This is a genomic window from Pseudomonas sp. GNP014 (genome assembly GCF_054344005.1).
In genome coordinates, this window is sequence record NZ_JBTGUS010000001.1 from 3210748 (window position 1) to 3235371 (window position 24624).

The window sequence follows — 24624 nt, forward strand, 5'->3', positions numbered from 1 at the left end:
GCTTCAGAGTCGGCGGATAACCTGTGGGGTTTGCCAGCGAAGCGGTCAGTGATAACACCCCATTGCTTATGGCTTAACCTTGCGCCCGGCCATGTGTTGCAAATAGCCGATCAGCAACTGCAGATCCTTCTCCGGCAACACATCTGCCGAGAACCCCGGCATCTTCGCCTGCGGCCATTGGCGCAAACTCTGCGGATCGCGGATATACCGCTTGAGGAAATCCGCGCCGAAGTACTCCGTCGGGTTATACGGAATATTCAGATCCGGCCCGAACTGCGCATCCCCCGCACCGTTCAGGCGGTGACAGGCCAGACAGTTTTTCTGAAACAGGGCGAACCCCTGATTCACCGGGTCATCTGCTTTCAGCTTGGCATCGGGCAACAGCGCCGGAAAGCGCTCCGCCACCGGAGCCATGCGCTTGATGCTCGCCACTTCGAACGGCCACTGCTCCGGGCTGATATGACCGGCCTGCGGATCCGTCCATACCAGATAAAACGGTCCAGCGCTGTGCTTGCCCGCCGACAGCGGCGGCCACGGCTGCGCCGGGTCTTCAATGGCCAGCCAGGCCCGTGCACCTTTGCTATTGAGCAACGGCGCGGCCGCCAGCTCGGCGGCAAACCCGTCCAGCGCTACCGCTTGCAGATGATCGTCAGGTTTGATGCCGGTCAGCAGCGCGGCCACGGGCACGGCGCGATAGGTCATGTCCTTCTTGTAGGACACATCGTTTTTGATCGTCAGGGTTTGCACTAGAGGATGCTTGAGCAGCTCCTCGGTCTGCCAGGTGCGGGTGTGGGCGCCCAGTTGCAGATCCAACTGAGCGGCAGATAAGGGCAGGCTCAGCAGCAAGGCCCCGAACGCAATGAGATTCTTCAAATGATCGCCGTCCATGTCGTGGAAGTGCACAAAGGTTGGCACAGCCATGCTGGCCCGGATAGCGGGCCACGCACATTTTTAATGGGCGATGACGGGCGCCGATTGCTTGATTCAGCCAATGACCTTGGTCAGGTTCGGCAAAATCAGCAACAGCGTCGTGGCGAAAAGAATGAGCCCTGCTTGACGAACTTTTGGTTGTTTGAACATGGCTTGACCGCCTTTATTGTTATTTCCTGATGTTTGCCTGCATATCCATGACGGCAAACGCTGCACTTCCTGTTGAAGAACGTCGGCCTCGGCAAAACCCGACGACCATGACGTACATGTTCTACCTTAGGGCCCGCGTCACGCTTGGCTTAGATCCATTTCATATGAACTTGCTGCTGAATGTGCTTAAAAAGGCATGAGGCGTTTTGCCAGCTTCTTTGCCGCCCGCTGGCTAGACAACTCGCGCACCTGAACCGGTTCACCCGCTGTTCAATGACCGTCCGTCTGAGCGTGTGCGTCAACGCCATTGAGCACTGTGGTCATTGAATCCATGAGCGTCCGGGCCAAGAGTGGAGGCACGAGCAATCACTCACCGCACAGGTTCGAGGACGTCATGACCCAGGCTTTGATATTCGATGCGCTGCGCACGCCGCGTGGCAAAGGCAAACCCGATGGCGCTTTGCACAGCGTCAAACCGGTGAATCTGCTGGCCGGTCTGTTGACCGCACTGCAGCAGCGCACGTCGCTCGACACCAGCCAGGTCGATGACGTGGTCATCGGTTGCGTCACGCCGATTGGCGATCAGGGCTCGGACATCGCCAAGACGGCGGTGCAAGTGGCTGATTGGGATGTCAGCGTGGCGGGTGTGCAGATCAACCGCTTCTGCGCCTCGGGACTGGAAGCGGTGAACCTCGGCGCGATGAAAGTGCGCTCGGGGTTCGAAGACCTGGTGGTGGTCGGTGGCGTCGAGTCGATGTCGCGCGTGCCAATGGGCAGTGACGGCGGCGCCTGGGCGCTGGACCCGCAGACCAATCTGCACAGCCACTTTACCCCGCAGGGCGTCGGTGCGGACCTGATCGCCACCCTTGAAGGTTTCAGCCGTCACGACGTCGACGCCTATGCGCTGCATTCGCAACAGAAAGCCGCACGGGCCCGGGCCGATGGTTCGTTCAACAAGTCGTTGGTGCCGGTGCAGGACCAGAACGGCATCATCCTGCTCGATCACGATGAATTCATTCGTGCCGAATCGACCCTTGAAGGGCTGGGCAAACTCAAGCCCAGTTTCGAAATGATCGGCCAGATGGGCTTTGACGCGACGGCACTGCGGGTGTACAGCCATGTCGAGCGCATCAACCATGTTCATACGCCAGGCAACAGTTCCGGAATCGTCGACGGCGCGGCGCTGATGTTGCTTGGCTCCGAGGCCAAGGGCAGGGCGCTGGGCCTGCAACCACGGGCGCGGATTGTCGCCACGGCCGTCACCAGCACCGATCCGACCATCATGCTCACCGGGCCCGCACCGGCTACGCGCAAGGCATTGGCCAAGGCCGGGCTGCGTGTTGAAGACATCGACCTGTTCGAGGTCAACGAAGCGTTTGCCTCGGTGGTGCTCAAGTTCATCAAGGACATGGCCGTCGATCCGGCCAAGGTCAACGTCAACGGCGGCTCCATCGCCATGGGGCATCCGCTGGGCGCCACCGGTTGCGCGATCCTCGGCACGTTGCTCGATGAACTGGAAGCGCGGCATCTGCGCTATGGCCTGGCGACGCTGTGCGTCGGCGGCGGCATGGGCATTGCCACCATCCTCGAACGCCTCTGAGCCCCGAATTCAAGGAACCTTGTTATGAGCGAAGCCATTCGTTACGAAAAAGCTCAGGACGGCATCGTTGTCCTGACCATCGACATGCCGGGCCAGAGCGCCAACACCATGAACGCCGTGTACCGCGAAGCCATGGCCGCGTGCGTTGCGCGACTGGTCGCGGACAAAGACCACCTCGCTGGCGTCATCATCACTTCGGGGAAGAAAACCTTCTTTGCCGGCGGCGACCTCAATGAGCTGATCAAGGTCGGCAAGCCCGAAGCCAAAGCCTTCTACGACATGGTGCTGACCCTCAAGGGGCAGTTGCGCACGCTGGAAACCCTGGGCAAACCGGTGGTTGCGGCCATCAACGGGGCGGCGCTGGGCGGCGGCTGGGAAATCTGCCTGGCCTGTCATCACCGGGTGGCACTTGACGACGCTTCGGTACAACTCGGCTTGCCGGAAGTGACCCTGGGTCTGTTGCCGGGCGGCGGCGGAGTTGTGCGCATGGTGCGCATGCTCGGTATCGAGAAGGCGCTGCCGTATCTGCTCGAGGGCAAGAAAGTGCGTCCGCAACAGGCGTTGCAGGCCGGTCTGATCGACGAACTGGCCGCCGATCACGATGAACTGCTGGCCAAGGCGCGCGCCTGGATCGTCGCCCATCCGACAGCGGTGCAACGTTGGGACGTGAAGGGGTATCAGATTCCCGGTGGCACACCGTCGAACCCGAAAGTTGCGCAGATGCTGGCCATTGCGCCGTCGATCCTGCGCACGAAAACCCAGGGCACGCTGCCGGCACCGGAGAAGATTCTGTGTGCGGCGGTGGAGGGCGCTCAGGTGGATTTCGACACCGCGCACCTGATCGAAACCCGCTATTTCACCGAGCTGACTACCGGCCAGATCTCGAAAAACCTGATCGGTACCTTCTGGTTCCAGCTCAACGAGATCAATGCCGGTGGCTCACGGCCGCAGGGTTACGCAGCGTATAAGACGCAAAAAGTCGGCGTGCTGGGCGCTGGCATGATGGGCGCGGGGATCGCGTTCGTCAGCGCCTCGGCCGGCATTGAAGTGGTGCTCAAGGACATCAACCTTGCAGCGGCCGAGAAAGGCAAGGCTCACTCGGCGGCCTTACTGGACAAGAAAGTTGCCCGTGGCCAGATGACGACTGAGCAGCGCGAAGCGGTGCTGTCGCGGATCAACACGAGTGAAAGCGATGCCGATCTGGCCGGCTGCGACTTGATCATCGAAGCGGTGTTCGAGGACCGAGAACTGAAAGCCAAAGTCTCGGCAGCGGCACAGCAAGTGGTCGGTAGCGCGGCGGTGATTGCCTCCAACACTTCGACCTTGCCGATCACCGGGCTGGCGCAGGCAGTGCCGGATCAAAGCAAGTTCATCGGCCTGCATTTCTTCAGCCCGGTGGAAAAAATGCCGTTGGTGGAAATCATCAAAGGCGCACAGACCAGTGATGAAACCCTGGCGCGCGGCTTCGATTTCGTCCTGCAAATCAAGAAAACCCCTGTTGTGGTCAACGACAGTCGCGGCTTCTTTACCTCGCGGGTATTCGGCACTTTTACCAACGAAGGCATCGCTATGCTCGGCGAGGGCGTGAGCGCGCCGATGATCGAGACCGAGGCGCGCAAGGCCGGGATGCCGGTCGGGCCTCTGGCGATCTCTGATGAAGTTTCCCTCAGCCTGATGAGCCATATCCGCCAGCAGACGGCCAAGGACCTACAGGCAGAAGGGAAACCACTGATTGAGCACCCGGCGTTCGCCGTGATTGACTTGCTGCTCAACGAATACAAGCGTCCGGGCAAAGCCGCAGGCGGTGGTTTTTACGATTACCCGGCCGGTGCTCAGAAACATCTGTGGCCGGAATTGAAGACGCGCTTCGAGAAGGCTGATGGCCAGATTTCACCGAAGGATGTACGTGATCGTCTGCTGTTTGTGCAAGCCATCGAAACCGTGCGCTGCGTGGAGGAGGGCGTGCTGACCTCGACGGCGGATGCCAACGTCGGCTCGATCTTCGGCATTGGTTTCGCCGCGTGGACGGGTGGTGCGTTGCAGTTCATCAACCAATACGGCGTGCAGGATTTCGTCGCTCGTGCGCAGTACCTGGCCGAGCAATATGGCGAGCGTTTTGCCCCACCGGCGTTGCTGCTGGAAAAGGCTGCGAAAGGCGAGCTGTTTTAAGTGATCGGGTGAACGCCGAGGGGCTTGCCTTGCCGGGGTGTTTCAGGGCAGGCTCTGGGTGTTCAATATTCCCATCACGTGTCAGGTATTTTTTATGTCGCTACGCATCTGCATTCTGGAAACCGACATCCTGCGTCCGGAACTGGTCGATCAATATCAGGGTTACGGGCAGATGTTTCAGCGTCTGTTCTCGCAGCAACCGATAGCCGCCGAGTTCACGGTCTACAACGTGATGCAGGGCGAATACCCAAGCGACGACCTGACGTTCGATGCGTACCTGATTACCGGCAGCAAGGCCGACTCGTTCGGTACCGATCCGTGGATCCAGACCCTCAAGCAATACCTGCTGACCCGTTACGAGCGTGGCGACAAACTGCTCGGCGTGTGCTTCGGTCATCAACTGCTGGCGCTGCTGCTCGGTGGCAAGAGCGAGCGCGCCACCCAGGGCTGGGGCGTTGGCACCCACAACTACAAACTGGCGGCCAAGGCGCCGTGGATGAACCCGGTACGGGAGGAACTGACGTTGTTGATCAGCCACCAGGATCAGGTCACTGCGCTGCCGGAAAACGCCACGGTGATCGCTTCCAGCGATTTCTGCCCGTTTGCCGCCTATCACATCAATGATCAGGTGCTGTGCTTCCAGGGGCATCCGGAATTCATACACGATTACTCGCGGGCGCTGCTGGAGCTGCGTCAGGAGGCGCTGGGTTCGCAGATTTACAGCAAAGGCGTGGCCAGTCTGGAGCAGGAACACCACGGCACCACGGTTGCGGAATGGATGATGCGCTTTGTGGCGCACAAGCCAGAAGCTGCCTGAAAAGCTTAGCGAGCAGGCTCGCTCCCACTTGGATCTTCGTATCGACAAGGATCAATGTGAGAGCGAGCCTGCTCGCTAATTGTCCGGACAGCGCGGTCCCAGTTACAACCACCCGGATCGTTTGAAACTCGCCCACAACCCCACACACCCCACAGCGATAAACCCCAGCACGCCGAAATAGCCGTAATGCCAGCTCAACTCCGGCATGTTCTGGAAATTCATCCCGTAAATCCCCGCCACCGCCGTCGGAAACGCCAGAATCGCCGCCCACGCGGCAAACTTGCGTTGCACCACGCTCTGTCGCGAGGCCTCCAGCAGAACGCCAATCTCGATGGTCTGACTGGCAATGTCCGCCAGTGTGGTCAGGTCTTCCATCTGCCGTGTGACATGAATCTGCACATCGCGAAAATACGGGCGCATGTTCTTGTCGATGAACGGAAAGCTCAGCTTCTGCAGCTCTTCGCCGATTTCCACCATCGGCGCTGCGTAGCGGCGCAAGCGCAACACGTCGCGCCGCAGGCCATGCAGTTTTTGAATGTCATGCTCGTTCAGTGCACTGCACAGAACATTGCGCTCCAGCTCATCAATCTCGGCGTGGATCGCTTCGCCCACCGGTTGATAGTTTTCGATCACGAAATCGAGCAGCGCATACAGGACGAAATCTTCCCCGTGCTCCAGCAACAGCGGACGCGCCTCACAACGCTGACGGACATGGGCGTAGGACGCCGAGTGGCCGTTGCGTGCGGTAATGATGTAGCCCTTGCCGGCGAAGATATGCGTCTCGATGAACTGCAGGACGCCATGTTCACGGACAGGCGAGTAGGTGACGATAAACAGAGCGTCGCCAAAGGTTTCCAGCTTCGGCCGGCTGTGTTTTTCCAGGGCATCTTCGATCGCCAGTTCGTGCAGGTTGAACTGACGTTGCAGGTTGGACAGTTCCTGTGCGTTCGGCTCTTCGAGGCCGATCCAGACAAAATGGCCAGTCTTGGCGGCCCAGGCAGCGCCTTCATCGAGCGTAATATTGGAGACTTTTTTACCCGCGCTGTAGACCGCAGCAGCAACAACTCGACCCATGATGGTGGTTCACTTCTTCTTGGCAGGTGACGGGGAATACAAGGCTTCAGCTTAGCCGTGTCGTTGCTTGAGAGTCAGTGAAATCTGCACAGTTCACCGGCAAAAGAAAACCCGCACGGGGCGGGTTTCTTTTTCACGCAGCCTGGAGCTGGCGATCCATCGAGTCGATGCACTCGCGCATCTGCTCGCGACACTGGTTGATCAGCATGGGCATGTCGTCCATGGTCAATCCGGCTGTAGGAATTGCCGGCAGCGAGCGTATGAGAACTTTCCCGCTTTGCCAGCGATTCAGGCGCATGTGCTTGATGTAACTGCTGACACACACCGGAACAATCGGCACACCGGCGGCAATTGCCATCTGGAACGCGCCTTTCTTGAACGGCAGCAACTCTTCGCCCAGATTGCGCGTGCCTTCCGGGAACACCCAGATCGACGTGTCTTCATTCTGCAGCGTGTGGGTGGTGGTGAGCATCGACTGGCGCGCCTTGTGGGCGTTGCCACGGTCGATCAACACATTGCCGGCCAGCCAGAACAACTGGCCGAACAGTGGTACCCATTTCAGGCTCTTCTTGCCAATGCACACCGTACGGCGTGGCACGACATTACCGAACACGAACAGGTCGTAGTTGGATTGATGGTTGGCAATGATCACGCAGCTGTCCGGCTTGTTCATCAGGGCGCTGACGTCGGATTTGACGCGCAGGCGCAAAATGCACATCGCCGGCAGGGCGTAAAGGCGCGCGCACAACCGGCTGTTGTCCGGGTTGAAGGGGCGGCACAACCCGAGGATCACTCCGAGCACGCCAGCCAGAATAAAGTGCAGGCCCATCAATAACATACGAAACACGAACAGCATTTTCAGGCCCCACCGGGACAAAAGGTGGCGCAGTGTACGGATGTGCACTGTTTTCGGCAATTGTCGCTATAGAGTCCGGAGATAGCCGATGTTTAAGCGCATGTTTCCGAATGGCTTGTCAGACGCGTCCTAGAGCTACCACGGCGTTTTCAACCGCGTGCGCAAGAAAAAGCCCGACACGGCGGTCGGGCTTTGCTTTGTTGCTGCGGGCCAGAGATCAGCCCAGATGTTCCTGGTCCAGGATGATTGCGTTATCCAGAGTTTCCAGCAGCGCCTTGCGTACTTTCAGCTTGGTGTTCTTGTGCGCAGTCATGTTGATCTTCTTCAACTGACGCGCAGCGGCCAAAGCGGCACCTTGCAGCTCCTCGGCAGCGACGACTTTGTCGAGGAAACCTGCATCCACCGCGCTCTTCGGATCGAACATCTCACCGTTGATCACCGAGCGGTGGAAAGCCGAACGCCGCAGGCGATCTCGGGCCAGTTCGATACCGGCATGGTGCATGGTCATCGCCGATCTGCACTTCGTTCAGGCCAATGCTGAACGGGCCGTCGACACCGATGCGGTAGTCAGCGGACAACAGAATGAACGCACCCTTGGCTACCGCGTGCCCCGGGCAAGCGACAATCACCGGGAACGGGTGAGAGAGCAGACGGCGGGCCAGGGTCGAACCGGCGGTCACCAATGACACGGCTTCTTTCGGGCCGGCGGTCATCACTTTCAAATCATAGCCGCCGGACAGAATACCTGGCTGGCCGGTAATGATCACAATGGCACGATCAGTCACTGCCTGATCCAGCGCCGCGTTGAACGCCGCAATCACGTCCGGGGAAATGGCATTGACCTTGCCGTTGTTCAAGGTCAGGGTCGCGATACCGTCTTCGAGGTGGTAGGAAATCAACTCACTCATGACGCTATTCCTTGTAAGAAAGATGCGCAGACGTTACCCACCACCGCAGGCCAGGTAAAGCGCCGTGACTGACCCGCCAGTCACCGTTTGCAAGGGAATCCGGTATAGCGCGCCGTTCTGCTTCTATATAGAAGGGCAGCGCTTACCGAAGATTGGCCGGTTTGCCATGGCCCGTCGGCGCGGCGAACGACGTTATCTCTTAACCGCATGAAAATTCTGAAAAAAAATTTGCCATCGGCAAAGCTTTCGACTACATTAGCGCGCCTCGACAGACAGAACATGTTTGAAGAGATACGGTGAAGTGTCCGAGTGGCTTAAGGAGCACGCCTGGAAAGTGTGTATACAGGAAACTGTATCGAGAGTTCGAATCTCTCCTTCACCGCCAAATTCGATTCTCAAGAAACCCCGATCTCGAAAGAGGTCGGGGTTTCTTGTTTTCCGCACCTGAATAGCCCTGGGCTTCTGTCTAAGCATCCGCGAGACCGCAGGTCGTCGCTCTACTCCCTATCGGCGCAGGCCGATCACGGGCCGCTTTCGTTGAATAATTTAACCAAGCAGTTAAAATCGGTACACGAATGGCTCTGCGTTACGCGCTGCATCGAAGGGTCGAGATTGACATTACTGAGGTAGAAAGTAGTGGAACCACTATTTGCAGTCGTCGCGACGACAGGGTATTTGCTGTTGGTCGAGGTGCACTCTCGAAAGGTTATCCCGCTTGAGAATGAACGCACTGAATACTACGGCGTTTCGTGGTTTCCCGGCAGCAAGGATTTTGTCTTGTCCCATTCAGGGCTGGATAACGTAAAACTGAAGGACATTCAGACTTACGCGACCTCTGAAGTAGGCTTCCTCTCCCACGGCTCTTTCCAGTCCGAAACGTTCCTGTCGGAACCGCACCAGGTGCTCTGTGCATCTGATGGTCGGGTGGTTTGCACTAACACCGGGCGCAACGCGATCACGGTGGTCGATCTGGCAAAACCTGGGCACTACCAGGAAAAACGTTTGAGCAACGTGCGCTGGGATCGTTTGTCGCTGGAAGAAATCACCGGCGATCATCTCAATTCCGTATTCGAAAAAGACGGGCACTTATATGTCATCGCCCACGGTCACCACAACGGTTCGCTGTTGGCGGTTCTGACTTATCCGGGGCTGGAGCTGGTCAGTCTGACGCCGATCGAACGGCGTACGGGCCTGCACAACGTGTGGGTGTCGGACGAAGGGCAGAAAATTGCCTGCCACAGCAACATTGGTGCACTGATCGACCTGGATACCAACGATGTCATCTGGGAATCCGGCAGTCCTATCTACACGCGAGGCCTGGCGGTGTCGTCCGATGTCATGCTGGTGGGGGAAAGCCAGATGACCGGACGGGATCTGCGTCGCAGTTCCATGAGCGGGTTGTGGGTTCTGGAGCGCAATACTTATAAGCCGCTGGACTACATTTGCCTCGGCCCTTACGGCGCAGTCAATGAAGTCCGGTTGTTGAACGTCAAGGACTTTGCGCACCACGGCCATACCTTTCCTTTCGTCTCGGAGTTGTACGAAAGGAGCCTGTTCAATCGCAAATCGGAAGAACGGTTAAGCGCTTTCCAGCGTTCGCAGAGGATTCAACAGGAGTGGGCGGGAGTAGAACTCGTCTATGGCGTGCCGAAGTTGCTGGAGGACGGCGGTAAAGAAGCCATTCTCGGCAATCTTTGCCTGATCAAGCAAATAGATGACTCGGCACAGGAACAGCGCACTTTGGCGTTCAGCTACTCGCTGGATACGCCTTCCACGGATTCCCACGTGGCGGTGGTGACCTATCAAGGCAATGGTGGCGACACCGACATGAGTGCCCTGTTGATTCAGCCGATCAATGATATCGAGGCCGGGTTGGTCCTGTGGACAAACGACGGAGCGCGCTGGATGCCGGAGCCGGACGTGGGCCTTTCGGGCCTTCCTTATAGCGGCGACATACGCGTGGTCGCGAGCGCAGCGGGTCTGGAGTTTTATCTGAACAATAAATTGCTCATCAACGTAGAGGCGAGCAGATTGCCGCATCTTGGCGGTTCGTTGGGAGTTCGCTTGGATTGGCTCTACCATTACCCGGTCTGTTGAATAATCAATCGGCATGATGTCTGGTTGATTTGCAACCCACGCGTGGCCGGTTGGTCTATGGCCACTCAGGCTGAAGTGTATGGACTCAGACTCTACCCGAGATGAGGTGTAGGTATGGCAACAGAGAAAATTAATCCCCGGGAAAATATCGTGCTGCACCCGACTCAGGTTGCACAAGTCGACCGAGAGCGTGTTGTTGCTCAGAAGCCCTTCACTATCTGGTTTACCGGGCTGAGCGGTTCCGGTAAGTCGACGCTGGCATTTTCCATTGAAAAGTTGCTGATCGAGAGTGGAAAGCCTGCATACGTTCTGGACGGTGACAATGTGCGTCACGGACTTTGCAAGGATCTGGGGTTCAGCGCAGAAGATCGTTCGGAAAATATTCGTCGAATCGCCGAAGTGGCGCGGTTAATGAATGAGGCTGGCGTCACGGTGATGGTGGCATGCATCTCCCCGACGCGTGAGTGTCGCGAGAAGGCCAGAACAATCATCGGTGATGAACGTTTTCTGGAAGTTTATTTGAGTACGCCGCTGGATGTTTGCGAGCGTCTCGATCCGAAAGGGCTTTACCGAAAGGCCAGAGCAGGGCTGATTCCTGATTTCACGGGCGTGTCAGCGCCTTATGAAGTGCCTGAGGCTCCCGCACTGGTTCTGGATGCAAGTGAGCGCTCCATTGCAGACTGCGTTGAGGCAATCGTCGCCACAGCCAGGAATTGTGCGCAATAACGAAGTCATTTTTCAGTTGTTTGAAGTGGCGATCTGCAAGGCTGAGCACAGGCTCGCTTTTGTTGATCGCCATTTTTTTCTACACACTCCACAGGGATTGGTCAGATGATTACCACTACAACCCATTCAATCGAGGGGCGCCAGATAACCGCCTATCTGGATATTGTCAGCGCCGAATCGGTGCAGGGCGTCAATGTGATCCGGGACATGTTTGCCGGCATGCGCGACTTTTTCGGTGGTCGCTCTCAGACATTGGAGCGGGCATTGAAGGAGGCGCGCATTCAGGCGACCGAAGAGATCAAGGAGCGAGCCCGTGCGTTGCAGGCGGATGCGGTGGTCGGGCTGGATTTCGAGATCAGTATGCCGGCCGGCAAGGGCGGCATGGTTGTGGTGTTTGCGACCGGGACGGCGGTGAAGCTGCGCTGATGTGAAGTTTGTGCCTGGTAGATTTCGTCATGGCCATTCATGTCCCGCAGCCACTGATCATCAGAGCTGAAAGCGGTAGGGCACCGGTTTTTCAGGACATGTTCGCGAATCCTTCGCGGTGAGGCGGGAGTGCCTGAATAGCTCAACTGCAACTGCGAGCGCCCCTCCATTTTTTTGAATTTTTGCGGGCCATTCGTCGGGCATCAGCCGATCTGAATCACAAGTCCGGTAATGACCGGCTAGTCTCAAAAGTCTTGGAGGTCGATATTTTTTCAGGCAAAAGGGTTTTTGCCGGTGTCGACACATTACGAAGGGGCGAAGGTATGACTGATCCGTATATCGAAGACGATGGCGCTGAATTCCCGTTCAACAACTGTGTGCGATGCGGCCAGACGGAATATCAGTCGGGATTCGGCGAAGACCCGGTGCAGACTGGCAAGATCAAGGCGACGGCACCCAAGGGGCTGAAGGCGAAATTTTTACCCCGGGTTGCGAACCGCGCCCGAAAATAGTCCGACCGCGAACAGCCCCGTCCTGAACGGGGTTTTTTGCATTTTATGTATGTCCAGGGAAACGTCCTACAGATGGTTGAAGTGTTTGGGGGCTTTTCACAAACTTTTCACGCCGCTCGAAGTAGGGTGAAGCCATCCGTTAGAAAGCAAGTCTCCAGCCCGTCTCCCCAGCGGGCTTTTTTTTGCCTGCGATAAAACCTTTTCCAGAATCGCTGTCCAATCGGCGCCAAGTGCGCGCGGCTGCCGGATTTCGTCTGGACTTTTGCGTTCATCCGGCATTAAATCCTGGCCCTTTTTTGTCATCCCGATTTGTGAGGTTTGTCATGCGTTTAACTCTGCCTGCTCTGGTTCTGGGGCTTCTGGTTGCTCAAGGTGCAGTGGCCGGCGAAGGCACTGCTGCGCTCGGCGGCGGTCTGGGTGGTGCGCTGGGTAATGTCGTCGGCCAGAAAATGGGCGGCAGCACCGGCGCAGCAATTGGCGCCGGTGTCGCAGGCGCGGCGGGCAGTGCGATGGCCGCTGGCAAGGGCAGCCGGACCAAAGCTGCCATCGGCGGCGGTGTCGGTGCGGCCGGTGGTTCGGTGATCGGCAACAGTCTGGGCGGCAGAAATGGCGCGACCATTGGTGCCGGTCTCGGTGGTGCTGCCGGCGGTGCCGTGGGCGCCAACCTGGCCAAAGGTCACAAGCGTCACTGAGAGTGAACGCTTGTCAGAAAAAGCCCGACTCAATGTCGGGCTTTTTCGTGGCTGAACGTTTTCCCGGGAAATGTCTCCAATTGACATAAGCCCTGTGGGTATACCGTCCCGGTTCGGGAACTGTGAGGTTCAAATGCGTTTGTCATTATCTGCACTGTTTTTCGGATTAGTGATCGCTCAAGGCGCAATGGCCGCCGGAGATGGCAGCGCTGCCGTCGGTGGCGGACTGGGCGGTGTGCTTGGTAACGTGGTCGGTGGCCAGCTCGGCGGCAGCACCGGTGCAGCGGTCGGCGCAGGTGTCGGTGGCGCGGCGGGCAGCGCGGTCGGAGCGAATAAACACAATCGCACCGAAGCTGCCATTGGTGGTGGCCTCGGTGCAGCGGGCGGCTCAGTGCTGGGTAACAGCCTGGGCGGCTCCACCGGTTCTGCCATCGGTGCGGGTTTGGGCGGCGCGGCCGGTGGTGCAGTGGGCAACAACATGGGTGATGACGGCGGAAAAGCCCATTCTGGTGGTGGCCACAAGCACAATAAGTACAAACATAAAAACCGACATCATTGATCGAATATCGAAAACCAACCCGGCCCGGCGCCGGGTTTTTCGTTTCTGGCGGTCGGATGCTGGAACGATTGGCTGTAGGGCTTTTCGAAGGTAATACACTCACCAGACGCAGAGGTTTGCCATGACTCCCGAAACTGAAGGCAAGGAAGAGAAGGGCCCGAGCGGGTTGCCGTTTATCAATGATCCGGGGAACGAGGATCCAGGGTCGTTGATGGACGATGCAACGGTGCCGTTGAATGATTCCGATGATGCTTTGGATGAGGAGTATGAAGAGGAAGAGGATGAGCAGTGATTGCTTGTTCTTTTGATACAAGCTGGTAGTGATGCTTTTTCATTTTCGGGGCCTGGATTCTGTCAGGCCCTTTGGACGTTTTGGGATGGGTTGTGAGAAGGACGATGATGTCGATGAAAAATGGAGTATCCATCGCCTTCGCCTGCGGGTCTGTTAGGGCAGGATGAATTGAGGTTGGAGGATGCGCAGGCACAGGCGTTGTGATCAGGAGGGAACAACTGCGTCGACTTCAGCCTCTCCTCAATATTTAGATATTAATTTTTGGGGGCTGGCGGAGCATCACAAGTACATGCTTCAACCACGTAACTCCATCTTGCCATTCGTGCCAATAACAGTAACTGCACCCCATCTCTTTCAATAAAAAATCTCGCATATGTTCTTCTGTTAGATCAAGCGCCGATACAGCTTCAGTTTCTTTTATTACATCCAGAATTACGCAAGCTTCAGAATCAGCAATGAACGATTTAACGACGTCATCAGCGACATCAAATTCGCTCATCCAGTCTTCATGAAAATAAGCTCCGAGGAATTGAAATAGCTGAGGAAACTCTTCATTTGTCATTTACAAATCCCGTCAAAATAAAGTATCCGAGCGGCGACTTCGCCTCTCGCTGAAGCACTAACCTGATGCTGAATAATGGCTCTAATTTGCCACTTTTTCGCACAATACCCACGCCAGCGGGAGCCGAAACCCTCTCATTGATAACAAACCTCTGCGCCTTGCCTTTTAAAAACTCATCAATTTTTTTCTGATTATTTCTCATGACATTTGACAGTGCGGCTTCAGCTTCAAAACGATCAGGAAATGTTGATGCTATGGGTATGTTCGGTTCTGCCTGTAGTCTAGCTCGCAGTTGAGCTTCAGACCTTTCTACATGCTTCGCTATCACATGCCCACCTCGAGACTCGTGAGCGTTTAACCCACCTCCGGGGACTATCTCACTAAATGGGCCGTCAGCCTGTATTGCTCCTGGGCATGGAGTGCAAGTCAACCCCAACGGATCCACCCACCGCGTCGGATTCGGCACGTACTGGTACTGATTCAACCCTCCGGCCAGCTTCACCGGATCGGGCGTCAGGTACCGCCCCAACCGCGGGTCGTAATACCGGTGCCGGTTGTAATGCAGTCCGCTCTCCGCATCGAAATACTGCCCCTGAAACCGCAGCGGCTGGTCCAGGTAGTCCTCGCCGGCCAGGGTGATCGCCGCGACTTTGCCGTAGGCGTCGTATTGCGCCGACCAGACGATTTCGCCGCTGTAGTCGGTCAGTTCCTGCGGCGTGCCGAGGTGGTCGAGCTGGTAGTAGAACGGGCAGGCCTTTTTCGGGCCTTTGCCGTCGAGCAGCGCCAGCGGGCGGAAGGTGCCCGGTTCGTAGACGTAGCTACGGTGCTGGGTTTTGCTGCTTTCGGCGACGAGGTGGTCGCCTTGCCAGAAGTACTCGGTGCTGACGCCGTCGACGGTTTTGCGGATGCGTCGGCCGAAGGCGTCGTAGCGATAACTGGCGGTTTTGCCGTCGGGGCGGGTCAGGCCGATCAGGCGGTGCTGGCTGTCGTAGCGGTATTCGGTGACCAATTGCTGGTCGCGGCCACGGCGTTCGCGGATCAGGTTGCCGAAGGCGTCGTAGTCGTAATGGCGGTCGCCCTGCATCAGCAGGCGGTTGCCCCTGATTTGTGTCGGGCCGGGGCGGTCCTGCATCAGCAGGTTGCCGGCCGGGTCGTGGGCGAAGGTTTCCGGCAGTTCGTCGCGCGAGTGGCGCACGCGGATCAGGCGGTCGAGGGCGTCGTAACCGTAGGTGCGCTGGCCGTGGCGGCTGTCGGCAATGTGCTCGAGGTTACCGTTGGCGCTGTAGGCATAATCGCGGCGGTACAGCGAAGCGTGCTGATGGCCTACAGCGTGGGCGAGTAAACGGCCCTGGTCGTCGTAGGCATATTCGCTGAGCAGCAGGCCTTGCTGACGTTGTTGTTCGCGACCGGACTGGTAGACGTGGCGGGTCAGCGATGCGCCGTTGAGGTCGATGGCGGTGAGCGCGCCGCCCTTGGCATAGTGATAGTCGAGCTTGCTGTTGTCCGGCAGGCGCTGGCGCTTGAGCTGACCGCAGGCGTCGTAGGCGTAACGCAGGGTGCCCCAGCCCTGATGCTCGGTGATCAGCCGATCCTGCAGGTCGTATTCGAAGGCCAGCGAATGTTTTTGCCCGTCATCGACGCCCACCAGACGCCCGAGGCGGTCGTAGCGGTATTCGACCTTGACCCCGTCGGGCAGGGTCTTGATCAGCAGGCGGCCGGCGGTATCGCGCTCGTAAGCGGTGACCAGCGTTGAGCCGTCATCGCCGAACTCGGTCTTTTCCAGCAGATGCCCGTTGAGGTCATAGGCATACGCCGTACGGCGGCCGTCGAAGCCGGTTTCCTGTCGGATCAATCCGGTGGACGTGTAGTCCAGGCGGTATGTTTCCCCGGACTCGTTCTCGATCTCGGTGAGCAACAACTGCGCATGGTCGTAGCGGTACTGCACCCGCGTGCCGTCGGGGTTGATCTTGCGCGAGACCAGGTGCAGGTCATCGTTATACTCGTAACGGGTGATGCGCCCGAGTTCGTCACGCTCGGCGGTGACCTGACCGTAGGCGCCGTAGCTGTAGGCGCGGGTGGCACCGGTAGGCGCCGTCGTCTGAACCAGCCGGCCCAATGCATCCCACTGCCGACGCGTAACAGCGCCATGTTCGTCGCACGTGGTGGTCCGTCGCCCCAGCGCATCGTAGGAAAAGCGCCGCACGCCGCCGTCGGGCAAGGTTTCTTCAACGAGCTGGCCGAGGTCGTTCCAGACCCGCACATGGCGGCTGCTGTCCGGGTAACGGATCGACAGCAACCGCCCACGGGCGTCGTAGTGGTAATGGGTGACATGGCCGTCAGGATCGACCGCCTCGGTGACATCGCCCTGGGCATTGCGCCGCCAGGTCCACACCGCCTCGCCCCGTGCACGGCTGTGCAGGAAACCGTTACGGTATTCGTAGGACGTCGGCTCATCGTCCGGCGCAAGCAGCGCCACCAGCCGTCCGGCCTCGTCGTAGCGGTATTCGGTGATCGCGCCTAACGCATCTTGCTCGGCGACCAAGCGCCCCGAGGAGTCGTAGGCCTTGAGCTGTTCGCCACCGTTGGCCTCGACCTTGCGCACCAGGCGTGCGCGGTCATCGTGGACGTAGGTTTCCTCGGTGCCATCGACGTAATGCACCGCCACGCTGCCGTCGTCGTTCCAGACATAACGCGTGTCCACCTGCGAGAACGACGCCCAGTGCCGCACGCAGCGGGCCGCCTTGCCGGACCGCTCCCACTCCCAGAAGAAACTGGCGCCCCCGGTCAATTGCCGTTGCAGGATGACGTGTTGATCGTCGTAGTCGTAACGCTCGCTGTCGCCGGCGGCGTTGGTTGCCTCGATCAGTCGCTGTTGGGCGTCGTAGCGGTAACTGACCAGGGGCTGTTCGGTGTGCCAGTCACCTTCGCGAAAAATCTGGTACTCGACACCGATCAGATGCGCACGCTCATAGCGCAACAGCAGCGACCGACTCGCGCCGTTGTCTAAACGAACAATCCGCTCCTGATGATCGCGAGAAACCGTCAGACGATTGCCATACGCATCACTGACCGCCGTCAGCCGCCCGGCGCGAAAGTGATAAAACCGCGCCGCGTCCCCGGCCAGCGCGAGGACTAACTCCTCCGGCTCATTCCCCAGAAAAATCGCCGCCCGAGACAGGCTGTTGTGAATCGCCGGCCGTTCAACGCTGGGCAACGGAAAGCGTGTGCGGCGGTTTTCGTGATCGACCCAGACCACCACATCGCCATCGAACTCAAGCCGATGCGCCAGCGAATGACTCCAGCCAAAGCCCAGGCCGAGGTCGATCTCGACTGCGCTGGTGCGATACAGACGGGTAAAAGTGAAGGGCAACAGCCCGTCGAGCGTGCCATCGGTCAGGGTCAGCAGTTCTTCGCCGGTGACCATCGACACCGGACAACCATTGGTGCAGGTGCGCGACACGCAATCGGCGCTGTCGCCGTTGGGGTTTTTCGCTTGAGCGGGGGCGTCATCATGCGGTTCATGGCGTTCCATCCGGCTCATGCCACGGGACTTGTCTCGCGCAAGCGGCGCCGGATTGGGCACCGACAAAACCAGCGAATCAGCCTGGCGGATGTTCAGCGGGATCGACGCCGTTGGTTTCAACGGCACATCACGCACATTGACCACCAACGGTTTCAGCACGCCTGCATGCGAGTTCAAGTCCCTGGTGGCGGTCATCTCAGCCAGGCGCAACGCAGAAGCCGCCAGCCATTCCCGCGTCCGCGGCGATTTGATCTTCGCCAGCACTTTGTTGCTCAAGCGCAGCGACACACCGACGCCGCCGGACACGCGCACCAACAGAAAACTGATCAGCAGTTCGACCCGCACCTCCGCCACCACCTCGGCGAGGTGCTGCGGCGGCAACATCTTCAGCCAACTGGTGAACGCGGCCAGATGGATGAACAGCAGCGGTTCGTCGCTGAGGAGCAGCAGGCCGTTGGCAATGGCTTCGCTGGAGGCTTGCAGCAGCGCGTCCAGTTCGGCATCGGTCAGGTACTCCAGCAGCTTTTGGCTATTGGCCTGCAGATCGGCGAGGAGGGCGAAGACTTGTTTGATGTCATCCCATACCCGCTGCAGAGCATTTTCGAATCCACGCCAGTCCGCCTGTTGCAACTGGCCATAACGCTCAGCGAACCCGGCGCTGGAAAACTCCGCCCACAGTGGCTGGAAGCCTGCCCATTCCGAGCGTAACCAGCCTTCCAGCTCGTCGAGAATGCCTTCATAAGAGGCATACAGTGCGCGGACATGCGCGGTAGAAACATCGGGAAAGAAGGTGATGCGATAACGCTGGCCCCGGTCGCAGTCGCTCACCTCCAGAATGCCGCTCGGGCCGATGGTATGGCGCAGCGGTTCGCCGAAGCTCAGCACCCCGTCGACTTCGGCAATCACCGGTTCGAGCATCACCGGGGTATCGCCGATCGGGACAAAGCGTGCGGCTTCGAACATATGCACCAGGGTCAGAGGGCCTGCGGCGGGGCACATGACCACGGATGAACTGATGGGCTTTCGACGGTTGATCGGTGCACTCAGGCGTACATCGTTGCCGACCGTGAACACCTGCTCGATATCCAGCACCGATCCGGTCCAGAACTGCTCGGCCCAGGCCTCGTAGTGGTTGAGGCAGAGGCGAAACTCGCGGATCAGGTTTTCAAAATCCGGACGGTCCGGATTCAGGGCGGCAACCACCAGCAGGCCGATGCTGTTGTTCAGGGCCAGAAGCCGATCGGTTTGGAACATTCGCAGGCACTCGCGCACGTGAAAGAGGTGCGCGGACTTTGCGGGGGATCAGAAGGGAAAGAAGTCGGGCAAGTAGGCAATATCTGTAGGACGTTTCGCCAAATTAATGCGAGTTGTTCATCGCCGCAGAGAGCGTTGCCCGTTGCTCAATGTCGGTTGTGCTCGTTATGCTGCTGAACCCTTTAATCAGATCCGAGCAGCGGCATGCCCTTTGCCGCCCGGGATGTCTTTGATAACGGATCCGATGATGAATGCACCGCTGAAGACGTTCGGCCCGATCAAGGCCGTGATTTTCGATATGGACGGTTTGCTGCTGGACACCGAGGGCATTTACACCGAGGTCACCTCGTTGATTGCCGAACGCTACGGGCGAACCTTCGACTGGAGCGTTAAACAGAACATCATTGGTCGCGGTGCCAACGATCTGGCGAACTACGTGGTGCAGGCGCTGGATCTGCCGATCTCCGCCGAAGAGTTTCTGCTGATCCGCGAGCCACTGATGCGCGAGCGTTTTCCCAAGGCCCAGGCCATGCCGGGCGCGCAAGAGCTGATTCGTCACCTCAAGGCGCACAACATTCCGATCGCCGTGGGCACCAGTTCCTCGCGTCAGTCGTTCGGCCAGAAAACCACGCTGCACCGCGACTGGTTCGCGCTGTTCGACTTCATTGTGACAGCGGACGATCCGGAAGTCGGTGCGGCCAAACCGGCACCGGATATTTTCCTCACGGCGGCCCGTCGCCTGGGGGTCGCGCCGGAAGATTGTCTGGTGTTTGAAGATTCACCGTTCGGCGTGACCGCCGCCAAAGCGGCGGGCATGACTGCCATCGCCATTCCCGATGCCGCCATGGCCGATGAGAAATACGCCCACGCCGACGGGATTCTCCGGTCGTTGAAAGCGTTCACGCCGAGTGCCTGTGGCTTGCCGGCGCTGGATTGGGCCTGATCAGGCTGTGAACAAAAACGCCGCCCCTCTGTTGTAGGAGGGGCGGCGTTTTTTTACCGGCGACTCAGAAGGATCAGGCGCCGAAACCACCGTCGATCGTCAGGCTGGCACCGGTGATGTAGCCGGCTTCGGGCCCTGCCAGATAAGCGACGAAACTGGCGATTTCTTCGGCTTTACCGTAGCGACCGACAGCCATCAACGGAATCAGGCTTTCGGCAAAGTCACCGTGCGCCGGGTTCATGTCCGTGTCGACCGGGCCGGGCTGCACGTTGTTGACGGTGATGCCGCGAGGGCCAAGATCACGTGCCAGGCCTTTGGTCAGACCGACCAGCGCCGATTTGCTCATGGCATACACACCGCCACCGGCGAAGGGCATGCGGTCAGCGTTGGTGCTGCCGATGTTGATGATGCGTGCGCCTTCACCCATATGTTTCGCGGCTTCCTGGGAGGCGATGAAGACACTGCGAATATTGATTGCCACGGTCTGGTCGAAATCTTCCAGTTTGAAATCTTCCAGGGGGGCTACGGCCAGTACGCCGGCGTTGTTGACCAGGATGTCGAGGCGACCAAACGCTTCGACAGTGGCGTTGACGGCATGCCGGATGGCGGCGGCGTCGGCGCTGTCAGCCTTGATCGCCAAGGCTTTGCCGCCAGTGGTGGTGATGCTGTTCTGCAGTTCTTCGGCTTTTGCGGTGGAGCTGACGTAGGTAAATGCGACTGCAGCGCCTTCGGCGGCCAGACGTTTGACAATGGCAGCGCCGATGCCACGGGAACCGCCTTGAATCAGAGCGACTTTGCCGCTGAGGAGTTGAGTGGTCATGTTCGATCTCCAGAAAGTTGAAGGCGGAATGCCTTGGTGTTGGAGCCGAGTATCGGCCTCGCATCGACAACCGTGTAGACCCTGATTGCTATAGTCTGTGTAAACCAGAAGTTTATAGTGGCGATCATGGAAACCTTCAGCAGTATCGAATGCTTCGTGCGCAGCGCCGAAGTCGGCAGTTTTGCCGAGGCCGCGCGGCGCTTGAGCCTGACCCCCGCAGCCGTCGGCAAGAGTGTCGCGAAGCTTGAGGGGCGTCTCGGTGTACGGCTGTTCCAGCGTAGTACACGCAGCCTGACGCTGACCGAGGCCGGTCAGCTGTTTTTGAGCCAGGTCAGTGGCAGCCTGACGACGATTCAGAATGCGGTGGCCAATCTGTCGAGTGTGGAGGGACTGCCGGCGGGGACGTTGAAAGTCAGCATGGGCACGGTATTCGGGCGCTTGTACATCGTGCCGTTGTTGCAAGAGTTTTTGCGTCGGTTTCCGGCGATCAACCCTGATTGGCATTTTGATAACCGTCAGGTCGATCTGATCGGGCAGGGGTTCGATGCGGCGATTGGCGGGGGCTTCGAATTGCCCCAAGGTGTCGTCGCACGCAAATTGGCACCCGCGCATCGCGTGTTGGTGGCGTCTGCGGACTATCTGCAAAAGCACGAGGCGATCGTCGAACCTGATGACCTGCAACGTCACGATGGGATCCTGATTCGTTCGCCGCAAACCGGCCGGGTGCGCTCCTGGCAGTTGATCAGTAGCGGCAGTCAGCTCTGCCAGCCCTTGACCCTCAAAACGCGAATGACCATGAGTGACTCCGAAGCCGCCTGCGCCACGGCAGCACAAGGGCTGGGGATCGCGCTGGTCAGCATGCCGTTTGCCGTGGGTTACCTCGAGGCGGGCACGTTGCAGCGCGTGCTGCCGGACTGGTACATCGATGACGGCAACATTTCGATCTACTACGCCGAACATAAATTGTTGCCGGGCAAGACTCGGGCGTTTGTCGATTTTGTGATTGAGCAGTTTGCGGAGCGAGGGTTGGCTCGGCGGTTCAGTGCTTTCTGAGTTTGGCTTTTGATCGAGTTGCGGCCATTGCGGGCAAGCCACGCTCCCACAGGTTCTTTGTCGTTCACATAATGGTGAACAACGCGAACCCTGTGGGCGCGTGGCTTGCCTGCGATGAACGATAACGCGGTCTAGCGAGCAAACCGCCCCGGCCAGCCCACAATGTTTTTTGGCCTCGGCGTCGCGTAAGTTCGCACCTTCGACGTCGACAACCCCAGCCGCACCAGCGATTCAGCAATGGTCACCGCCGTCGTTACGCCATCGACCACCGGCACCCCGGTGCGGCGACGAATCTGCTCATCCAGCCCGGCCATCCCGCCGCAGCCCAGGCAAATCACTTCGGCCTTGTCTTGCGTCACCGCCAGCTCGGCCTGATGCACGATGGCTTCCAGTGCGCGGTGCGGCTCATGTTCCAGTTCCAGCACCGCCAGACCGCTGGCCCGCACCGATGCGCAGCGGTCCCACAGGCCGGACAACTTCAGCCGGTCTTCGATCAGCGGCACCGTGCGATCCAGAGTGGTCACCACTGAGTAGGCGTGGCCGAGAAACATCGCCGTACTCGCTGCCGCATCGGTGATGTCCACCACCGGCACGTTAAGCAATTCCTGCAAGCCTTCACGGCCATGCTCGCCGTAGCCGGCCTGAATCACCGCGTCGAAGGGTTGATCGTAAGACATCACCCGATCCATCACGGCGATGGCAGCCAGGTAACTTTCGAAGTTGCCTTCCACCGAGTCGGCGCCGAAGAACGGTGTCAGGCCGATGATTTCCGTACCGGGTGACGCGACAGCCTGAGCCGAGCGGGCGATGGCCTGGGTGATCGATTCGGTGGTGTTGACGTTGACCACGAGAATGCGCATGGGAAGTCCTTATAGCGGGCAGTTCTGCGGCCCGAAAACCGGGCCGCGAGGAAGTTAATGGCTGACGTTGTCGACGGCGATGGCTTCGCCGCTGACGTCGGCGTAGTGCGGCTGACGCTGGGCGATGATCAGGTAGAGCATCGCGGCAATGCCGGCGCCCACTAGCCAGGAGAACGGCGAGATGCTGTGGAAACCCGGCACCAGCGCCAGGACGATGGCGATCAGCGCCGCAGGAATGAACGCCGCCACGGCACGGATATTCACCCCGCGGCTGTAGTAATAAGCGCCGTTGGGATCTTCGCTGTACAACTGCGGGACGTTGATCCGGCCTCTGCGGATCAGCCAGTAGTCGACCATGATCACTCCGTACAGCGGACCGAGCAGGGCGCCGAGGCCGGAGAGGAAGTACACGATCACTAACGGGCTGTTGTAGAGGTTCCACGGCAGGATCAACACGGCGATGGTCGCGCTGATCAGCCCGGCGCGGCGGAAGGTCAGGTACTTTGGCGCCAGATTGCTCAGGACAAACGCCGGGGCGACGAAGTTGGCCATGATGTTCACCGCGACGGTGACAATCAGAAACGCCAGGCAGCCGAGCACCAGAAAGAATGTGTTGGGAATCGACGCAATGATTTCAGTCGGGCTCTCGATCACCCGTCCGTTGATCTGGAACTGCGCGCCACACAGCAGCACGGTGATCGCCGCGAACACCAGAATATTCACCGGCAAGCCCCAGAAATTGCCGACCTTGATGGTCTTGCGGCACGGCGAGGATCGGGCGAAATCGCAGAAGTTGAGAATCAGCGTGCCGTAGATCGCCAGCCACAACGCGCCGCCGGCAAAGATGTTGCGCCACATTTCGCCACCGGTCAGTGGTTCACGGATCGACCAGGCGATGGTTGCATTGGCCTGGGTATACATCCACGCGGCGAGGGCGGCGACGGTCAGCAGAATCACCGGCCCGGCGAAGGCTTCGTAGCGACGAACCATTTCCATGCCGTAGGCGAGGATCGCCAGTTGCACGAACCAGATCGCTACAAAACATACCCAGCCCAGGGACGACAATCCGAGGATCGAGTTGTGGTCGTACTCGGCGAAGCCTGGGTGAATCGCCGTCAACAGCACGCGAAACACCACCGACGCCAGGTACGTCTGGATTCCGAACCAGGCGATGGCGATCACCGCCCGGATCAGCGCCGGAATCTGTGCGCCGTGGATGCCGAAACTGATCCGGCTGATCACCGGAAACGGCACCCCGGTTTTCTGTCCCATGTAGCCGGACAGGTTCATGAAGAAGTACACCAGCGCCGCACCGATCCCCAGCGACAGCAGAATCTGCCAGCCCCCCAGGCCCAGCGCATACAGTCCGATGGCGAACGAGTAGTTGGCGATGTTGTGCACATCGTTGGTCCACAGGGCGAAGATGCTGTATTTGCCCCAGCGCCGACCTTCGGCCCGGGTCGGTGCCAGATCGCTGTTGTGCAGGCGGGGACTCAGTTGTAACGGTTCGGTCAGGCCATCGTCGGGCAATGGCTGATCGAGGGCAGAGGCGGGCAGATTCAGCGCGATGTTGTTGGAGAGACTTGTACGCATTCCGGCAGGCTCCTGATGGACGGGGCCGCGATGACTGTGCATGAGCCCGGGGCTCGACAAATCTTCGTCGCGGCCAGCAAACATCACTGGTTACGGGGCATCTGCAGCCTGTACGGGATAGGGCGCTTCAGGCTTGCGGATCGAAAGTGTGGGGTCATGTTTTGCAGTTTTGTATACAAAACATGTATGCACTAAAGCCAGATCTGTG

At 58.9% G+C, this 24624-nt stretch carries 21 protein-coding genes, 1 tRNA gene and 1 pseudogene; 14 read left to right on the forward strand and 9 right to left on the reverse strand.

Features of this window, described 5'->3' with window-relative positions; all coding sequences use genetic code 11:
• Nucleotides 1-66 precede the first annotated feature (66 nt).
• Nucleotides 67-888, reverse strand: coding sequence for a c-type cytochrome (locus tag ACXX9E_RS14505; protein WP_186747608.1), 822 nt, complete (start codon nt 886-888; stop codon nt 67-69).
• Here ACXX9E_RS14505 and ACXX9E_RS14510 point away from each other — a divergent pair.
• The 4 genes from ACXX9E_RS14510 to ACXX9E_RS14525 all read left to right on the forward strand — a co-directional run bounded on the left by ACXX9E_RS14510 (nt 874) and on the right by ACXX9E_RS14525 (nt 5666).
• Complete coding sequence (locus ACXX9E_RS14510; protein WP_177490651.1) at nt 874-1110, forward strand: hypothetical protein; 237 nt, start codon at nt 874-876, stop codon at nt 1108-1110. The two genes, ACXX9E_RS14505 and ACXX9E_RS14510, sit on opposite strands and share 15 nt — an antisense overlap.
• 364 nt (nt 1111-1474) lie before the next feature.
• Nucleotides 1475-2680, forward strand: a complete 1206-nt coding sequence (locus tag ACXX9E_RS14515; RefSeq protein ID WP_123467352.1) for an acetyl-CoA C-acetyltransferase — start codon at nt 1475-1477, stop codon at nt 2678-2680.
• 24 nt (nt 2681-2704) lie between these two features.
• Nucleotides 2705-4849 carry a 3-hydroxyacyl-CoA dehydrogenase NAD-binding domain-containing protein gene (locus ACXX9E_RS14520; protein ID WP_458555594.1) on the forward strand — a complete coding sequence of 715 codons (2145 nt, stop codon included), beginning with the start codon at nt 2705-2707 and terminating at the stop codon, nt 4847-4849.
• Between the two features lie 94 nt (nt 4850-4943).
• Complete coding sequence (locus tag ACXX9E_RS14525; protein WP_123467348.1) at nt 4944-5666, forward strand: amidotransferase; 723 nt, start codon at nt 4944-4946, stop codon at nt 5664-5666.
• A gap of 102 nt (nt 5667-5768) precedes the next feature.
• Here the strand turns inward: ACXX9E_RS14525 and ACXX9E_RS14530 are convergent, their stop codons facing one another.
• From ACXX9E_RS14530 to ACXX9E_RS14540, 3 genes and pseudogenes are all read right to left on the reverse strand, one after another.
• Nucleotides 5769-6740: a magnesium and cobalt transport protein CorA gene (locus ACXX9E_RS14530; protein WP_123467346.1), complete on the reverse strand. Its 972-nt coding sequence runs from the start codon at nt 6738-6740 to the stop codon at nt 5769-5771.
• 133 nt (nt 6741-6873) lie between these two features.
• Nucleotides 6874-7596 carry a 1-acylglycerol-3-phosphate O-acyltransferase gene (locus ACXX9E_RS14535; RefSeq protein ID WP_123467344.1) on the reverse strand — a complete coding sequence of 241 codons (723 nt, stop codon included), beginning with the start codon at nt 7594-7596 and terminating at the stop codon, nt 6874-6876.
• 217 nt (nt 7597-7813) lie between these two features.
• Nucleotides 7814-8504, reverse strand: a pseudogene (locus tag ACXX9E_RS14540) (crotonase/enoyl-CoA hydratase family protein).
• Nucleotides 8505-8799: 295 nt separating this feature from the next.
• On the opposite strand from ACXX9E_RS14540, the gene ACXX9E_RS14545 reads away from it, so the two are divergent.
• From ACXX9E_RS14545 to ACXX9E_RS14580, 8 genes are all read left to right on the forward strand, one after another.
• Nucleotides 8800-8889, forward strand: a tRNA-Ser gene (locus ACXX9E_RS14545).
• A 251-nt stretch (nt 8890-9140) separates the two neighbouring features.
• The gene (locus tag ACXX9E_RS14550) at nt 9141-10601 is read left to right on the forward strand and encodes a hypothetical protein (RefSeq protein WP_458555595.1); all 1461 of its coding nucleotides are present in this window, start codon (nt 9141-9143) and stop codon (nt 10599-10601) included.
• Nucleotides 10602-10715: 114 nt separating this feature from the next.
• A complete protein-coding gene (gene cysC / locus ACXX9E_RS14555; protein ID WP_458555596.1) occupies nt 10716-11327 on the forward strand; it encodes an adenylyl-sulfate kinase in 612 nt (203 codons plus the stop codon).
• Between the two features lie 105 nt (nt 11328-11432).
• A complete protein-coding gene (locus ACXX9E_RS14560; protein WP_123467337.1) occupies nt 11433-11753 on the forward strand; it encodes a YbjQ family protein in 321 nt (106 codons plus the stop codon).
• A gap of 323 nt (nt 11754-12076) precedes the next feature.
• Nucleotides 12077-12265, forward strand: coding sequence for a hypothetical protein (locus tag ACXX9E_RS14565; protein WP_123467335.1), 189 nt, complete (start codon nt 12077-12079; stop codon nt 12263-12265).
• Nucleotides 12266-12588: 323 nt separating this feature from the next.
• Nucleotides 12589-12957 (forward strand): bacteriocin, encoded by a 369-nt coding sequence (locus tag ACXX9E_RS14570; RefSeq protein WP_123467333.1) that lies wholly within the window; start codon nt 12589-12591, stop codon nt 12955-12957.
• A 133-nt stretch (nt 12958-13090) separates the two neighbouring features.
• Nucleotides 13091-13516, forward strand: a complete 426-nt coding sequence (locus ACXX9E_RS14575; RefSeq protein WP_123467331.1) for a glycine zipper domain-containing protein — start codon at nt 13091-13093, stop codon at nt 13514-13516.
• Between the two features lie 121 nt (nt 13517-13637).
• A complete protein-coding gene (locus tag ACXX9E_RS14580) occupies nt 13638-13808 on the forward strand; it encodes a hypothetical protein (protein ID WP_185015817.1) in 171 nt (56 codons plus the stop codon).
• A gap of 247 nt (nt 13809-14055) precedes the next feature.
• On the opposite strand, the gene ACXX9E_RS14585 is transcribed toward ACXX9E_RS14580, so the two are convergent.
• Both ACXX9E_RS14585 and ACXX9E_RS14590 read right to left on the reverse strand, forming a co-directional pair.
• The gene (locus tag ACXX9E_RS14585; RefSeq protein ID WP_186747603.1) at nt 14056-14370 is read right to left on the reverse strand and encodes a contact-dependent growth inhibition system immunity protein; all 315 of its coding nucleotides are present in this window, start codon (nt 14368-14370) and stop codon (nt 14056-14058) included.
• Entirely contained in the window at nt 14360-19147 is a 4788-nt protein-coding gene (locus ACXX9E_RS14590; RefSeq protein WP_458555597.1) for an RHS repeat-associated core domain-containing protein, read from the reverse strand. Before ACXX9E_RS14590 ends, ACXX9E_RS14585 begins: the two co-directional genes overlap by 11 nt.
• Before the next feature lie 247 nt (nt 19148-19394).
• Here ACXX9E_RS14590 and ACXX9E_RS14595 point away from each other — a divergent pair, with 247 nt between their 5' ends.
• The gene (locus ACXX9E_RS14595) at nt 19395-20090 is read left to right on the forward strand and encodes an HAD-IA family hydrolase (RefSeq protein WP_123463679.1); all 696 of its coding nucleotides are present in this window, start codon (nt 19395-19397) and stop codon (nt 20088-20090) included.
• 73 nt (nt 20091-20163) lie between these two features.
• Here ACXX9E_RS14595 and ACXX9E_RS14600 read toward each other — a convergent pair whose 3' ends face one another.
• Nucleotides 20164-20910: a 3-oxoacyl-ACP reductase family protein gene (locus tag ACXX9E_RS14600; RefSeq protein ID WP_128614918.1), complete on the reverse strand. Its 747-nt coding sequence runs from the start codon at nt 20908-20910 to the stop codon at nt 20164-20166.
• Between the two features lie 126 nt (nt 20911-21036).
• On the opposite strand from ACXX9E_RS14600, the gene ACXX9E_RS14605 reads away from it, so the two are divergent.
• Nucleotides 21037-21963, forward strand: a complete 927-nt coding sequence (locus ACXX9E_RS14605) for a LysR family transcriptional regulator (protein WP_123463692.1) — start codon at nt 21037-21039, stop codon at nt 21961-21963.
• A gap of 131 nt (nt 21964-22094) precedes the next feature.
• Here ACXX9E_RS14605 and ACXX9E_RS14610 read toward each other — a convergent pair whose 3' ends face one another.
• Both ACXX9E_RS14610 and ACXX9E_RS14615 read right to left on the reverse strand, forming a co-directional pair.
• Nucleotides 22095-22823, reverse strand: a complete 729-nt coding sequence (locus ACXX9E_RS14610; protein WP_458555598.1) for an aspartate/glutamate racemase family protein — start codon at nt 22821-22823, stop codon at nt 22095-22097.
• A 54-nt stretch (nt 22824-22877) separates the two neighbouring features.
• Entirely contained in the window at nt 22878-24416 is a 1539-nt protein-coding gene (locus tag ACXX9E_RS14615) for an NCS1 family nucleobase:cation symporter-1 (RefSeq protein ID WP_123463673.1), read from the reverse strand.
• Nucleotides 24417-24624: the final 208 nt, after the last annotated feature.